Source organism: Bacteroides fragilis NCTC 9343 (assembly GCF_000025985.1).
In the GTDB taxonomy this organism is placed as follows: Bacteria; Bacteroidota; Bacteroidia; order Bacteroidales; family Bacteroidaceae; genus Bacteroides; species Bacteroides fragilis.
The window spans coordinates 381,744-397,782 of sequence record NC_003228.3 but is presented as its reverse complement, the minus strand read 5'-3'; the positions used below and the strand labels follow the sequence as shown (position 1 = coordinate 397,782).

Genomic DNA, 16,039 nt, shown 5'->3' with positions numbered 1-16,039 from the left:
ATCTTATGAAACTATTAAATAAATTATTCATATTAACAGCCACAGCAATTGCTATAAGCAGTTGCCAAGGAGATTTACTGGACACAAAGCCATATGATAAAGCATCATCGGGCAGTATGTGGAGTAACGAAAACTTTTGTACTATGGGAGTAGCATCTATCTACGCTACCCTGCGCGAAGGTTATGTAGCAAAAGAGGCTTATCTAATGGAGGCATTCAGCGTGGGAGCAACCTGCCGTGACAACGATTATCCGCTACTGGCCGGTACAGCTTCCATCGGTTCCGGAATATTCTCAGACTATTGGAAACAACATTATGCAGGTATCTACCGTGCCAATGATGCCATTGTACATCTACCCGACGCACCGATAAGTGAAAGCGTAAAAGGTAAATTATTATCCGAAGCAAAAGTATTGCGTGCATTTTATTATTACAAACTGAATGCAGTTTTCAGGGGTGTTCCTTATTATAATACGCCTATGGAACTTGATCAGGCAGACAAACCACGTGAAAGCGAAGAGAATATATGGAATTTCTGCATACAAGATTTAACCGACGCAATAAATGATCCGAATTTTCCCGACCGTATCGCTACCGGTAAAGCAGAATGGGGTCATGTCACCAAATCAGTGGCTTATGCATTACGTGGCAAAATCTATCTATGGACCAAAGAATGGAGCAAAGCGGAAGCAGATTTCCGTAAAGTAGGTGAATTGGGACATTCATTATTTCAGGATGGTTACAAGCAACTCTTCAAAGAAGCTAATGAACAGAGTGATGAAGCTATCTTCTCTTTGCAGTGTATCGATAATAATGGTAGCACTTACGGAAATTCCATGAGCTTCCGTTATGGTGGTCGTACTACATTTGGTTCTTGCTGGAACACTATGTTAGCCAGTGTGGATTTTGTAGAAACCTACGAAAATATAGACGGCAGTAAATTTAACTGGGATGAATACATTCCTGGTTTCTCAAGCTTAGATATTAAGGATCGTGAAGTATTCTTCTTGCGTAATACCGATCCGGTAACAGTAAAAGCACAGTATCGCGAAATCGGCTTTGACGGCACGGAAGAGGCATTAGACGACATGGTAAAAAAAATAAAAGCCAAAGTAGACGGACGTCTGGAGAAGTTGAGTGACAAGGCAAAAGCATTATATCTCCCGGCAGGAAACGAGGCTCGTATCAAAGCTGCTTATGACAGCCGCGATCCTCGTTTAGCCCAAACTGTCATCACTCCATATGCTACATATGACGGTTCGGGAAACAGTGTAGACCACACCTTCACTTCACGCTGGCCCTACTATGGTGCTGACACCGATTATCCTTATGACTTACGTACTGACACTCAGAGCCATTTATACTATTTGTTCCGCAAATTTGTTGCTGAAGGTTCAAGTGAGATGACCAATCGTGAACAATCTCCGATTGACCTGCCAATTATCCGCTACGCAACTGTCGTCATAGGATTGGCAGAAGCATTGAATGAGCAGGGTAAAACCGATGAGGCCATCGAATGGCTGAATAAAGTACGCCAACGTGCCGGTGTTGCACTGTTGAACAGCAATACTGCCACTATGGTTCAGGGACAGGAAGATATGCGCGTTCGTATCCAGAATGAATTCCGCTGGGAAACAGCAGGTGAAGGAGTTGACTTTTACGAAGAACTCCGTTGGAAAACATGGAAAGAAAGTAAATTTAATAATGCTGATGGTACAGCCGGGATGAAAGATGTATGGGGGACTATCACCTATCCTTACACATGGGGAGGAGACCAATATTATGTATGGCCAATCCCAAAACATGAAACTGATATGAACAAATCCCTGACCCAGAATTCGGGCTGGAATTAAACAAATACGTTTAAGCTACTGATTCTTATAAACCAAAGGGCTGTGTCAAAAACTCTTTTCACCACAGATTACACGGATTATCACAGATTATCAACATGGATAATCAATGACTTAGAACTCATTTTGTGTTACTCAGTGTCCTCTGTGGTGAGTTTCGACACACGCCCTCTATTCCATCTGAAAAGAAAGTTCTAAACAGACTCTTTTATCATTTTTTCCTCTTTTGAAGGTTGATTCCCTCAAATATCCAACTAAAATAGAAAAATTATATAGCATTAAGAACCATTTAGTAAGATAAAATAGCAATAAATTGTGTTACTTTGCCTACGTTAAAATCTTAATTTTATTACGATGAAGAAATTATTAATATTCACTCTCTTGCTATGCTGTACTGTAAAAGCTCTCAGCTATACAGAACGGAACTATCTTCAAAAACAGGCCAACGTAAGCAGTTTGCAGGAAGTGCTTATATTAAATCAACAATGGGTCACTTATCCTGCTTATACCGACCGAACCGGATGGGACACTTTTTTAGGCTCTTTCAAGAATGAATGTATCCTTCGCGGAGAGAAGCAGTTGAATTATCAATGGCAGGTTGTGAAAGCTACTGATTATATGGAATTTGAACGCAGCGGCAACCGTAGCGTTATGGAAACTCCTTTCGCCAATAATAACAATGCCATAGCCGACCTGCTACTCGCTGAACTCGCAGAAGGGAAAGGACGATTTATCGATCAGCTGATCAACGGTGTATATCATTCCTGCGAGATGACTTCCTGGGCATTGGCCGCCCATTTGAATGCACAACAGTCTCACCGCTCATTACCCGATTTTAAAGAAAACATCATAGACCTGACAGCAGGTGACTTAGGCTCTTTACTCGCATGGACCTATTATTACATGCACAAAGAGTTTGACAAGCTCAATCCTGCTATATCCGAACGTTTACGGCATACGCTCCAACAGCGTATATTGGATCCTTACATGAATAACGATCACTTCTGGTGGATGGCAGTGAACTATAGACCGGGAATGTTGGTCAACAACTGGAATCCTTGGTGTAACAGCAACGCCTTAATGTGTTTTATGCTGCTTGAAAATGATAAAGAAATGTTAGCGAAGGCAATATACCGCAGTATGGTTTCGGTAGATAAATTCATCAACTATACCCATACCGACGGTGCATGTGAGGAAGGCCCCTCCTATTGGGGACATGCCGCCGGAAAAATGTTTGATTATCTGGAATTACTGTCAGCCGTTACCGGGGGAACTGTCTCCATCTTCGATAATCCCATGATAAAGAATATGGGCGAATATATATCACGTTCATACGTGGGCAAAGGATGGGTGGTTAATTTCGCTGATGCTTCGGCGAAAGGCAGTGGAGACGCTCCCTTGATATTCCGGTATGGCAAGGCTGTAAACAGTAACGAAATGAAAGGATTCGCTGCTATGATTAACACCAATAAACTCCCTTCCGGACGCGATATATACCGTACGCTTGCTGCTATAAAGATTGCGAACGAACTAAAAGAAACTCAAGCGGCACATCTGACTCCCCCATTCTCCTGGTATCCGGAAACCGAATTCTGCTATATAACTGACAATAAAGGAAACTTTCTGGCCGCTAAAGGAGGATATAACGACGAGAGCCATAATCATAATGACGCAGGTACCTTCTCTTTCTGGATAGACCAAACTCCTTTTCTTATTGATGCCGGAGTAGGGACCTATACACGCCAGACATTCAGCAAGGATCGCTACACCATTTGGACTATGCAGAGCAACTATCACAATCTCCCCCTGATTAATGGCGTCCCCCAGAGATACGGAGCAACATATAAAGCAACACAAGTACAAGCTGACAAGAGGAAAAACACATTCACAGCCAATATAGCAACAGCCTATCCGGCCGAAGCAGAAGTGGAATCATGGATACGTTCCTATTCACTTCAGAAAGGACAATTACGGATTTCAGATTCTTTCCGTCTGACAACAGCCAAACAGCCTAATCAAATCAATTTCATGACATGGGGGCAGGTGAATACGGAAATACCGGGAAAAATTCAATTGGAAGTAAAAGGAAAGAAAGCCGTCATAGAATATGATAAACAACTGTTCGATGTGAAAACAGAAATAATCCCATTAACAGATACCCGGCTATCCAATGTATGGGGTAAATCGATTTGTCGCATTACACTCACAGCAACAAACATCTATAAAACAGGAAATTATTCTTTTACCATAAAAAAACAATAAAACATGAACTTAAAACCCTTATTGGGAGCAGCCTGCGCAATGATATGTGTGGCTTGCTCAAACCACAAACCCACAGTACCGTCTTTTATAACAGAAAATGTAGAATTTGCCAAAGCACAACTCGGTTTGGCCATCGACACCATCGAAGCAAGCGGAAAATGTCTCAATCCTGTAACTCTCAATAGAGATGGATCTGTATATTACTGCGGATATGCCGATTGGCGCAGTGGATTTTTTCCCGGTAGCATCTGGTATCTGTACGAACTGACAGGTGACACCAGCTATCTTCCACTGGCCAGAAAATATACTGAAGCCATTCGCCCGGCCGAGCACCTGACCTGGCATCACGATATAGGATTCATCATTAATTGCAGTTTTGGTAACGGCCTAAGGCTCGCTCCCGATACAGCTGCATATAAAAACGTAATGATACAGGCAGCCAAATCACTCTGTACCCGTTTTCGCCCTAATGCCGGAGTCATTCAAAGCTGGGATGTAAAAGGCAATAGCTGGCAAAGTGAAAGAGGCTGGGAATGTCCGGTTATCATTGACAACATGATGAACCTGGAACTTCTGTTCGAAGCAACCAAACTGTCCGGTGATTCCACTTTCTATAAAGTAGCCGTAGCACACGCAGACCGTACTCTTTCCGAGCATTTCCGCCCTGATGGAAGTTGCTATCACGTAGTGGACTACAATATTTCGGACGGCTCCGTACGTCATAAACAGACAGCACAAGGATATGCTGATGAATCGGTTTGGTCACGCGGGCAGGCATGGGCTATCTATGGCTTCACTATTTGCTATCGTGAAACGAAAGACCGCAAATATCTGGACCAGGCACTGAAAACATTCAATAGGATGAAAAATGATCCGCACATGCCCGAAGATCTGATACCTTACTGGGACATGGATGCACCCAATATACCCAATGAACCCCGGGACGCTTCTTCTGCATCCTGCATCGCTTCTGCCCTGTATGAAATCAGCACATATGCAGTATCCGATGCCGCTTCTTACAAAGCATACGCAGACCGCATTATGCATAGTCTCGCCTCACCTGACTATCGGGCCGCATTGGGCACTAACGGCAATTTTATCCTGATGCATAGCGTAGGCAGTATTCCGCACAATAGTGAAATTGACGTACCTCTGAACTATGCAGACTACTACTTTCTGGAAGCCCTGAAGCGTAGAAAAGATTTAGATAAATAATTTTATAATAAAGAAGTATCATGAAAACACAACTGTTTAAATTTGCCTGTTTAATTATCTGCTTATTAACGATAGCTCCCAATTGCCATGCCGGCAGCAAGTGGAAAGCTAAACATGTAGTCTTAATTGGACTGGACGGCTGGGGTGCCTACAGTGTAGAGAAAGCTAATATTCCCCATATCAAACAATTAATGAATGATGGTTCTTACACACTGACCAAACGCTCTGTACTCCCTTCGTCCAGTGCAGTAAACTGGGCATCTATGTTCATGGGAGCAGGCCCGGAACTACACGGATACACAACCTGGAATTCAAGTACTCCGGATCTTCCTTCGAAAGAATTAAGTAAAAATGGCATTTTTCCAACTATATTCCAATTGCTCCGCGAAGCTGATCCGAAAGCTGAAATTGGCACCTTCTACGAATGGGTCGGCATCAAATATCTGGTGGATACGCTGGCAGTAAACAAATATAACCAAGGGATTAACTATGAAAAATATCCTACGGAACTATGCGAAAAAGCCGTGAAGTACATTAAAGAGAAAAAGCCGACTTTAACACTTATTGCCTGGGATAATCCGGATCATGTGGGACATAAGGAAGGTCATGATACACCAGCCTATTATCACAAACTCGAAGAAATAGACGGATACATCGGCAAAGTAATGAATGCGGTGAAAGAAGCCGGAATACTGGATGAAACGATTTTTATAATAACATCCGACCATGGCGGAATCAATAAAGGGCACGGAGGAAAGACAATGCAGGAGATGGAGACTCCGTTCATCATCTCGGGGAAAAATATCAAGAAAGGGCATGAAATTCAGGCCAGCATGATGCAGTTTGACGTAGCTGCTACCGTAGCTGCCATTTTCAAACTCAAGCAGCCACAAGTATGGATCGGAAGGCCCATAATGGAAGTATTTAAGTAAGAAAGAATGCTAACAAGTTAAAGACATAGGATGAAACGAACCAACAGAACATTATTCATTCATAATACAGCAAGAGGGAGAATAAAATTTCTTCTTCTTGCTCTATTTGCTTTTCAAGGCTTACAAGCACAAAAGCTATTCCCCGCTCCTTCTGCGATAGAGACACATAAAGGTACATTCTCTTATGACGAAGTTTCGGCTAAGTGTGTACGAACTACTATCTCTAAGTCTCTACCTGCTATCGGCATAGAATACTCGGATGAAGCATATCAACTGGAAATTACACCGGATTCTATCTTCATTGATGCCACTTCTGCGAAAGGAGCATTTTATGCCCGCCAAGCCATTAAACAACTGGCACGGCACGAACGGGGCAAAATCCGCTGTTGCCGGATTTACAGTTCGCCACGCTACGCATGGCGCGGATTTATGCTCGATGAAAGCCGCCACTTCTTCGGCAAAGAGAAAGTTAAACAATACCTCGACTTAATGGCTTTACTCCATCTCAATGTATTCCACTGGCATCTGACAGACGAACCGGGATGGCGAATTGAAATCAAAAAATACCCTAAGCTGACGGAAATAGGGGCCGTTGGCAATTGGCATGATGCCCAAGCAGCTCCGCAGTTCTATACACAGGACGATATACGAGAGATTGTGGCTTATGCGGCCGAACGCCAGATTATGGTGGTTCCTGAATTCGATATGCCCGGACATGCCACAGCGGTTTGCCGCGCTTATCCCGAAGTATCGGGCGGAGGAGAAGGACGCTGGAAGCATTTCACATTCCATCCTTGCAAAGAAGAAACTTATCGTTTTATCAGCGATGTACTCGATGAAATAGTAGCCCTCTTCCCGGCTCCCTATATCCATATTGGAGGTGATGAAGTGCACTACGGCAATCAGAACTGGTTCACAGATCCTGAAATCCAGAACTTCATAAAGGAAAAAGGGCTGATCAATGAAACCGGACTGGAGCATTACTTCATCCGCCGTGCTGCCGATCTGGTAGCGGCCAAAGGTAAAAAAATGATTGGTTGGGACGAAATAGTGGACGCTGGTATCTCCCCCTCCAAAGCGTTGGTTATGTGGTGGCGCCACGACCGTAAGTACCAGTTGCTGAAAGCGCTTGAGCAAGGCTATCAGGTAGTCCTGACTCCACGTCGCCCGCTGTATGGCGATTTCGTACAGGATGCCTCACATAAAGTGGGACGCTATTGGGATGGATTCAATCCGTTGCAAGACATATATGCCTTCCCCGAACCGATCAGTCATCTTTTTAAAGGATACGAAGATCAGATACTGGGTATGCAGTTCACACTTTGGACCGAACGGATTGCAGACGGAAAACGGTTGGACTTCATGACCTTCCCACGCCTGATAGCACTGGCAGAATCTGCGTGGACATCGCCCAAAGAGAAAGACTGGAGTCGTTTCTGCATGCGGTTACCGTCTTTCCTGGAATATCTGAAGGAGCAAGGCATCTATTATTTCGATGTGATTCACCCACAAGAAACTCCCGAACCAGGCGGACCGGAGAAAGCGGACGTATTACAAAACGGATAGAGAAATACCGATGATCTCAATAATAACATCATTAATCAATACATAATCAAGAACATATGAAACAGCAGAAATGTAACTATTTTCCCTCCTTGTGGTGGAGGGGTCGAGAAAAAGGTTTAAGTACTTTTCTTTTCCTACTTCTCTTTTCCATCTCGCTCCATGCCCAGCGTCAGGATATTCTACTCAACAATAACTGGAATTTCCGTTTTTCGCATCAGGTACAGGGAGACACCCGGCGGGTGGACTTGCCGCACACCTGGAATGCACAAGACGCACTTGCCGGCAAAATAGATTATAAACGAGGTATTGGCAACTACGAGAAAGCTTTGTACATCCGCCCCGAATGGAAAGGTAAACGTCTTTTTCTTCGTTTCGACGGAGTAAACAGTATAGCCGATGTATTTATTAATCGCAAGCATATAGGTGAGCACCGAGGCGGATACGGAGCCTTCATCTTCGAAATCACGGACTTGGTGAAATATGGAGAAAAGAACTCTGTCCTGGTACGCGCCAACAACGGTGAACAGTTAGACATCATGCCGCTGGTGGGTGACTTCAATTTTTATGGAGGAATCTATCGGGACGTACATCTGCTGATAACCGATGAGACTTGTATCTCACCTTTGGACTACGCTTCGCCGGGAGTTTATCTGGTACAGGAGGTCGTCAGCCCGCAGGAAGCGAAAGTATGCGCTAAAGTTAACCTATCCAACCGTGCAGCCGACGGAACTGCCGAACTTCAGGTCCTGGTAACGGATGGCACCAAGGTGATTTGCAAAGAGAGCCGCAACGTGTCATTGAAACAGGGGGCTGATATTCTGGAACAACTCCCTCTACTGATTCAGAAACCACGTCTCTGGAATGGTTGCGAAGATCCCTTTATGTATCAGGTCAGTATCAGTCTTCACAAAGACGGCAAACAAATCGACAGTGTAACGCAGCCATTAGGATTGCGCTATTATCATACCGATCCGGATAAAGGATTCTTTCTGAATGGCAAACACCTGCCGCTTCATGGAGTCTGTCGCCATCAGGACCGCGCAGAAGTAGGCAATGCACTCCGCCCGCAGCATCACGAAGAAGATGTGGCACTGATGCGCGAAATGGGAGTCAATGCCATCCGCCTGGCACACTACCCTCAAGCTACCTATATGTACGACCTGATGGATAAACACGGTATTGTAACCTGGGCCGAGATTCCGTTTGTAGGTCCCGGAGGATATGCAGATAAAGGTTTTGTAGACCAAGCTTCCTTCCGCGAAAATGGTAAACAACAATTGATCGAACTGATCCGGCAGCACTACAACCACCCTTCCATCTGCTTCTGGGGACTATTTAATGAGCTGAAAGAGGTGGGTGACAATCCCGTAGAATATGTAAAAGAACTGAATGCACTGGCAAAACAGGAAGACCCTACCCGCCCGACAACTTCGGCCAGTAACCAGGACGGCAATTTGAACTTCATTACCGAAAACATAGCCTGGAACCGTTACGACGGTTGGTATGGAAGTACTCCGAAAACACTGGCAACCTTTTTGGACCGTACACATAAAAAACACCCCGAACTACGCATCGGCATCAGTGAATATGGGGCAGGAGCCAGCATCTATCATCAGCAGGACTCACTCAAACAACCGTCGGCTTCAGGCTGGTGGCATCCCGAGAACTGGCAGACTTACTACCACATGGAGAATTGGAAAATCATTGCCGAACGTCCCTTCGTATGGGGTACTTTCGTTTGGAACATGTTCGATTTCGGGGCAGCTCATCGTACGGAAGGCGACCGTCCGGGTATCAACGATAAAGGACTTGTCACCTTCGACAGAAAAGTGAGAAAAGATGCTTTCTACTTCTACAAAGCTAACTGGAATAAACAGGAACCGATGATCTATCTGGCGGAAAAACGCTGTCGGCTCCGCTATCAGCCGGAACAGACCTTCATGGCTTTCACCACTGCCCCGGAAGCCGAACTATTTGTAAACGGTGTCAGTTGTGGTAAACAAAAGGCGGACACCTACTCAACCGTTGTGTGGAAAAATGTCAAACTCACCTCGGGAGAGAATATCATTCGTGTGACTACTCCCGGCAAGAAACCACTTACAGACGAAGTGACAGTAGAATATAAAGAAGACAGACCGCTCTAATGAAACGGATCATTTTATCGATTGTATGGGGACTGCTGACCGGATGGGCGGCAGTCCCTTGCCTTTGGGCACAGTCACGCACAGGAACTGCCGATCGGGAGATCTGGGTAAAAACTCTTGTACGCCTGGCCGATCCCGTACTCAGTAACCTGGCCAATGAAACACTGAAAAAGGAAATGCCTTACGAATCGCTTGCTCCCAACCGGCAACGTTTTTCTTATCTGGAGGCAGTGGGACGAACCGTATGCGGCATTGCTCCATGGCTGGAACTAGGAGAAGACGATACTCCCGAAGGACAATTACGCAAAAAATACATCGAACTGACGGTGAAAGGGATCAGCAATGCAGTGAATCCGTCCTCACCCGATTACCTGATCTTCGGAGAACCTTCACAACCCTTGGTAGATGCCGCATTTCTGGCAGAAGGATTATTGCGTGCACCTAAACAATTATGGGGCAACCTCTCACCCGCTGCCCGCAAGCAAGTGGTGACGGAGTTAAAACGAAGCCGTGTTATCAAGCCCAATGAAAGCAACTGGCTGCTGTTTGCCTCCATCGTGGAAGCAGCCCTGCAAGAATTCACCGGAGAATGTGATACAACGCGGCTCAATTATGGGGTACGCAAGTTCAGAGATCTTTGGTATAAAGGAGACGCCCAGTATGGAGACGGAGCAGAATTCCACCTCGATTATTACAATAGCTTCGTGATTCATCCTATGCTTACCGATGTATTAGTCGTCATGCAGAAGCACCGGATGCCGGAAAGTGAATTTCTGAATGTACAGCAAAAACGCCTAGGACGCTATGCCGAACAATTGGAGCGTTTCATTTCTCCGGAAGGAACATATCCGGTAATCGGACGTTCGATTGTCTATCGTACCGGAGTATTTCACGCATTGGGACAAGCAGCTTTACTGCATCTCCTTCCGCAACAAATTGTTCCCGCACAGGTACGCTGCGGCATGACGAAAGTTATAGAGAACCAATTCCGATCTGCTGCCAATTTCGACACAAAGGGTTGGTTGAAGATAGGTTTCTCCGGTAATCAGGTTCAAATGTCGGAGTCCTACATTAATACAGGAAGTACTTACTTGTGCCTGACCGGTTTCTTGCCATTGGGACTACCCGCCGACGATCCTTTCTGGAGTGCCCCTCCTGCCGAATGGACCAACCTGAAAGCCTGGTCGGGGAAAGAGATGCCGGCAGATCATTCTTTATAAACCGGCATTTGCTCTTTACGCTTACGGCATTCTTTTTGTAAGACACCGGCATTTAAATAAAGAAAAGGGTATGTCAGGACTCAAACTTAAAGAAGGAGAAATTGGAATCAGAAACGTCCACCCTTATCAACAACGAAAATAGCCCTATCATTACTCTAAAATAGAGTTCGATAGGGCTATTTATGTTTTGGGTTGTAATCTGTAGCTGTTTCAAGTGGTCATTTTAGTTCCGACACACTTTCTTCTTTACGGACTGCTGTTCACGGTTGGACGCAAATTCCTAATTAGCGCCACCACCTTGACCGCCTTGTCCGCCGCCACCTTTCACGTCATCATTATTGATACTGCGAGCGGCTTTCTTCACACTGGCCTTCAACTCACCGATACGGTAGCTAAGGCTGATACCAAAGCTACGGCTCTGATAACGGCTGCTGCTCTTCGACAAGAAGTTTTCACCCATAGTGGTATTATTATACGAACGATACTTCTCGAAGATATTGCTTACATAGGCACTCACTGTAAAGCGGTCTTTGATGAAAGAGCGGTTCACACCCAGACTATAGTAATAATATCCCGATCCCTTACCTTGCAGGCTGATGTAAGGAGTACTTCCTCCGGCATTCAGACTGGCACGTATCTTCAATGGGAAGGTGTGCTGGATACCACCGTATAAAGAGGCATTCCATCCATAGTTATGTAATCCCTGAGCCGGACTCTTAATATCAACGTAGCTGCCATCACCGTTCAGATAGATACGGGTGTTGGGAGAAGCGTTCCAGTTACCGTAAAGGCTCAGACCTGTATTACGGTTCTTACCGATATTTTCGTAAGTGCTATACAATGCACCTTCGGGAGCATGATGTCCTCCGGGGAACTCTTCACCACCCTTACCAATCAAACGGCTGACCCGTTCGATACCGTTGTTTCCGAATGAGTGGCGCAGAGAGATATTGACATTAAACTTCATGCTGAACATACTATAGCTCAGGTTGAACGAGTGGCTCTTTTCACTTTCCAGATTCGAATTACCCTGGCTGATAAACATCGGGTTGCGGTCGTCAAAATAAGGATTCAAGTTCCAGATACCCGGACGCCAGATACGCATGTTGTATCCACCGCGCAAGTTCTGTGTCTTACCGATCTTGATGCCCATGGTTACAGAAGGAACAAAGTCGTTATAACTGGTACTGAAATCCGCTTCAGGTCCGATAGCTCCTGCCAGATACTTCACATCCTGTGACGTATATTCATAACGTACTCCCGGCTTGAATGAGAATGTTTTATAACGAAGTGTGTATCCCAGATAAGCGGCAAGAATGTCATTCAGATGTTTATACTTGCTACTACGGTCGTTGTTGTATTCGTAGTTGTCACTGACGCCCTCGGCTTCGAACAGTTTGTTATCACTAAGGTTATTACGGATGATATATTTAGCTCCGGCTTCAATAGTATGCAATTTTCCGATTGGAGTAGTATAATCCACCTGGAATGTATGTTCGGTAGTATTGGTCTTGCCATCCGAATGAGAGTTATTCAGCAAGAATTTCTTAACGATATCCATTTCAAACGGATCTTTGATATCTTTATAGTCCGTATAATAGTCAGAGTTCTGCGGCTGTGTACTGATCTTGTACGAGAGAGTGATCATACGGTCCTTGTTCTTTTTAGAGGTACGCTGATAATCGACATTACCACGCATAGAATACCAGGAACCGTCTCCGTCGCTCAACGAGCGGTATTGATAAGCCAATCGGTCTCTCTGGGCATTCCACATTGTAGTCAACCCGTCGCTCTTATTATCATTGGCACCGCCGTACATACCGAATGACGCTGTCAGCAAACGTAATGTATCAATTTCGTAACTGGCCTCAAGATTGCCGTACTGGAAACTGCCGTTATAATCGGAAGAGCTTTTCGATTCCAGATACTTCTGATCTTCCGAATCATAATTTTCACGGTAACTGTCCGAATAGCTTTTAGGCGATGTATCGTAGTTATAATTATAATTTCCTGTAATAGTCAGTTTTCCGGATTTGATAGTAGCATATCCACCGGCACCGGCACCACGATTGCTACCACTGGCACGGAAAGTTGCAGTATAACCTTCGAATCCACCACCGACAGTCACAATATTCAGGATACCGCCCACACCTTCTGCATCATATTTAGCTCCCGGAGAAGTGATTACCTCAATATGTTTAATGGTATTGGCCGGCATACTCTTGAGCACGTCTTTCGGGTTATTGCTCATCATATTATTAGGCTTACCGTTTACATGGATTTTAAAACTGCTGCTGCCATTTACCTTGATGTTATCTTCGCCGTCCACTGTTACCAACGGTACTTTACGAAGCATTTCCATTACGGTATTGGTCTTCGAGTCAGGATCGTCTTCGATGTTATATTCAATTTTGTCTACATCCACCTTTACCAGTGGCTTCTGAGCAACGACTTCTATACCTTTCAGTTCGTTAGTAGCCTCGGCCATATTTAATTTTCCCAGATCGATCACCTTTTCACTCGCTTTGACAGTAAAGTCTTTCACGATCGTGACTTTACCTACAGATGATAAGGTAATAATATACTCTCCGGGAGCAACAGTCAGTTTCTCCTGGAATTTACCATTCAAATCGGTTACAGCCATTTTAAGAGCTTTTTGAGGAGCATTCTTTTTTGCGATCTTAATTGTAGCATAAGGTTCGCCTTCCTGAGTCAACGAATCAAGAAGCACGCCTTTCAATGTATAAGATGGAGCTGCCGTACGTTGTTGGGATTGCTGTGTTTTTTGCTGTTGGGCATACATCATGCCGGATGTCATGAACATCAACAGCAACAATAGTAGTAGTTTGTTTCTCATGTGAAGTTATGTTTTAGTTTATAGTCTATCTGACGTAAAATCATAGTATTTGTCACAGAATGGCAACGAAAATATCGACTTTATATTCGTTTACGAAACCCTCGGAGTTAAGAAAGGTGAAATAGAGTGATTTTTATTCTTTTTTATCAGAAGTCGTTCGATAACGCACATTAAATCAGATAAAAGAAAAAAAGTACGACAACATTTGCTGCGATTACACATCCGAATCCGCCCAATATCCACGAGCGCAATTTACTCTGCTTACCCGAGAAGAAAAGCGCATAACACATGTTGACCACAATGTTACTGATAATGGCCTGCATGGTACAAGCCATCACCACAGTAGCCGCTACACTTCCCGTGCCCTGCAATAAGTTCAGGATAAAAGGAGTAATATCACTAAAACCGGAAACGAACGACAGCAGGTTCAACCCTCCTGTCCCGGCATAAATCAAGGTATAGTGTGTCAGTACGGTAAATATAACAAATAACCCTGCAAAAATCAAAGCCACCTTGAACTCCAACGGATTACTGCTGTCATCTTCTTCTTCCACAAGGTCAGCGTCGGGTGTCCGCTTCCGACGAGTGTGGATAAACCAGGCTACACCGGCTGCAACGGCAGCCATAATCAATAGATAAGGATAGATAGAAGTAAAAATAGTGGAGCTGAAAATAAGAATTAGAATCATGAAGCGCAAAAACATCATGCTGACAGCCAAAAGCATGGCGGCAACATATTCGGATGCTTCCTGCGAGTGTGCATTACGGCTTTTACGGGCGAGTACCGAGATTGTAGCCGTACTACTGTAGAGCCCGCCGATAATGCCGGACACCAATACCCCCGATTCACGAAAGACATACCGCTTCAGCAAATAGGAAAGATATGAGATACCCGAAACCACTACTGTGGCCAGCCAGATGGTATAAGGCGTCAGGTTGATGTCAGGGATAATATTTTCATTAGGCAACATCGGAAGGATGATACCACTGATAGCCAAGAACTTAGCCAACGTAATCATTTCATCGTTTTTCATTCGCTGCGCGATCTCCGTAAAAGTATGCTTCAGTTCGGTAAGCAATAAAACAGTAACAATCACCATGACGTAAAACCATGAAGGCTGTGTAGACACAATCGGAGCAATGCAGTAGGTGATCAGTGCGATGATAATAGTCGTCACCCCGAATACATGGAATTGGGACTGCTTCACATAATAGTTGAGCCCTAAAAGAATGCCGAGTATCAAACCACCTCCCATGAAAAGGTGCATCTCTTCCGGATCGAGGATATACAAAAGATACCCCAGCATTCCGATAAACGTAAAGGTGCGGTCAGTACCGAAAAGAGTGGTTTCTCCTTCACGTTTCAAACTGATTTTACGTTGCGAAAGTCCTATTAAAAGTGAAAACAAGGTAACCAGGATAAAGGTCACCAGCTTTTCCGGCAGGTAGTTGTACAGTTGTTCCATATATCTTTATTCTTGAACTCTTAACTAAAGAAACAAATATACGGATTATTTGTTAGCTACAACCAGGTAGTATACGGTTTTTTCATCAACTGCGAATTATAGTAACGAATGTCACCCGTAACCTCTTCTCCGATAAAGCCGGGTTTTACAAACACTTCGTCTTCCGAACCCAATTCCACCTCAGCCACAACAAGTCCTTCATTCTCTCCATAGAACTCATCTACCTCGAAGATATGTTTCCCGCTACGCACCAGATAACGGGTCTTATCGATCACTCCCGGTTCGCAAAGCTTCATCAGTTCCTCAGCCTCCGCGAGAGACAGTTCCTTCTCCCACTCGTAACGGCTTATTCCCGAGGCATCCGAAGCTCCTTTAATAGTCAGATAGCCTTTTCCGTCACGTATGCGTACGCGGACCGTTCTTCCACGGGCACTACTGATATATCCCTGAACGATGCGGCTCTGATCAAAAGCCTGTGACTTATAATCTCCACTAACGAGAAATTTACGTTCTATTTCCTGTGACAT

General features: G+C 44.6%; 10 protein-coding genes. 7 read left to right on the top strand and 3 right to left on the bottom strand.

What is annotated here, in order from left to right; genetic code table 11:
- The first annotated feature begins 5 nt into the window (after nt 1–5).
- From BF9343_RS01545 to BF9343_RS01515, 7 genes are all read left to right on the top strand, one after another.
- Nucleotides 6–1,853, top strand: a complete 1,848-nt coding sequence (locus BF9343_RS01545; protein ID WP_010991996.1) for a RagB/SusD family nutrient uptake outer membrane protein — start codon at nt 6–8, stop codon at nt 1,851–1,853.
- A 351-nt stretch (nt 1,854–2,204) separates the two neighbouring features.
- Nucleotides 2,205–4,112 (top strand): heparinase II/III family protein, encoded by a 1,908-nt coding sequence (locus BF9343_RS01540; RefSeq protein WP_010991995.1) that lies wholly within the window; start codon nt 2,205–2,207, stop codon nt 4,110–4,112.
- Nucleotides 4,113–4,115: 3 nt separating this feature from the next.
- The gene (locus BF9343_RS01535; protein ID WP_010991994.1) at nt 4,116–5,327 is read left to right on the top strand and encodes a glycoside hydrolase family 88 protein; all 1,212 of its coding nucleotides are present in this window, start codon (nt 4,116–4,118) and stop codon (nt 5,325–5,327) included.
- A 20-nt stretch (nt 5,328–5,347) separates the two neighbouring features.
- A complete protein-coding gene (locus tag BF9343_RS01530; RefSeq protein WP_010991993.1) occupies nt 5,348–6,259 on the top strand; it encodes an alkaline phosphatase in 912 nt (303 codons plus the stop codon).
- Between the two features lie 30 nt (nt 6,260–6,289).
- Entirely contained in the window at nt 6,290–7,825 is a 1,536-nt protein-coding gene (locus BF9343_RS01525; RefSeq protein WP_010991992.1) for a beta-N-acetylhexosaminidase, read from the top strand.
- A 149-nt stretch (nt 7,826–7,974) separates the two neighbouring features.
- Complete coding sequence (lacZ4, locus tag BF9343_RS01520; RefSeq protein ID WP_374938965.1) at nt 7,975–9,969, top strand: beta-glucuronidase LacZ4; 1,995 nt, start codon at nt 7,975–7,977, stop codon at nt 9,967–9,969.
- Nucleotides 9,969–11,189 (top strand): DUF2264 domain-containing protein, encoded by a 1,221-nt coding sequence (locus BF9343_RS01515; RefSeq protein ID WP_010991990.1) that lies wholly within the window; start codon nt 9,969–9,971, stop codon nt 11,187–11,189. Before lacZ4 ends, BF9343_RS01515 begins: the two co-directional genes overlap by 1 nt.
- A 280-nt stretch (nt 11,190–11,469) precedes the next feature.
- Here the strand turns inward: BF9343_RS01515 and BF9343_RS01510 are convergent, their stop codons facing one another.
- The 3 genes from BF9343_RS01510 to BF9343_RS01500 all read right to left on the bottom strand — a co-directional run bounded on the left by BF9343_RS01510 (nt 11,470) and on the right by BF9343_RS01500 (nt 16,039).
- Nucleotides 11,470–14,046, bottom strand: a complete 2,577-nt coding sequence (locus BF9343_RS01510) for an outer membrane beta-barrel family protein (protein ID WP_005784143.1) — start codon at nt 14,044–14,046, stop codon at nt 11,470–11,472.
- Nucleotides 14,047–14,216: 170 nt separating this feature from the next.
- Nucleotides 14,217–15,512 carry an MgtC/SapB family protein gene (locus BF9343_RS01505; protein WP_005784141.1) on the bottom strand — a complete coding sequence of 432 codons (1,296 nt, stop codon included), beginning with the start codon at nt 15,510–15,512 and terminating at the stop codon, nt 14,217–14,219.
- A gap of 56 nt (nt 15,513–15,568) precedes the next feature.
- Nucleotides 15,569–16,039, bottom strand: coding sequence for a CYTH domain-containing protein (locus BF9343_RS01500; protein WP_005784138.1), 471 nt, complete (start codon nt 16,037–16,039; stop codon nt 15,569–15,571).

Bases quoted from the DNA above. Each gene is read 5' to 3' on its own strand.
- BF9343_RS01545 (WP_010991996.1), top strand. From the start codon at position 6: ATGAAACTATTAAATAAATTATTCATATTAACAGCCACAGCAATTGCT.
- BF9343_RS01540 (WP_010991995.1), top strand. From the start codon at position 2,205: ATGAAGAAATTATTAATATTCACTCTCTTGCTATGCTGTACTGTAAAA.
- BF9343_RS01535 (WP_010991994.1), top strand. From the start codon at position 4,116: ATGAACTTAAAACCCTTATTGGGAGCAGCCTGCGCAATGATATGTGTG.
- BF9343_RS01530 (WP_010991993.1), top strand. From the start codon at position 5,348: ATGAAAACACAACTGTTTAAATTTGCCTGTTTAATTATCTGCTTATTA.
- BF9343_RS01525 (WP_010991992.1), top strand. From the start codon at position 6,290: ATGAAACGAACCAACAGAACATTATTCATTCATAATACAGCAAGAGGG.
- BF9343_RS01515 (WP_010991990.1), top strand. From the start codon at position 9,969: ATGAAACGGATCATTTTATCGATTGTATGGGGACTGCTGACCGGATGG.
- BF9343_RS01510 (WP_005784143.1), bottom strand. From the start codon at position 14,046: ATGAGAAACAAACTACTACTATTGTTGCTGTTGATGTTCATGACATCC.
- BF9343_RS01505 (WP_005784141.1), bottom strand. From the start codon at position 15,512: ATGGAACAACTGTACAACTACCTGCCGGAAAAGCTGGTGACCTTTATC.
- BF9343_RS01500 (WP_005784138.1), bottom strand. From the start codon at position 16,039: ATGTCACAGGAAATAGAACGTAAATTTCTCGTTAGTGGAGATTATAAG.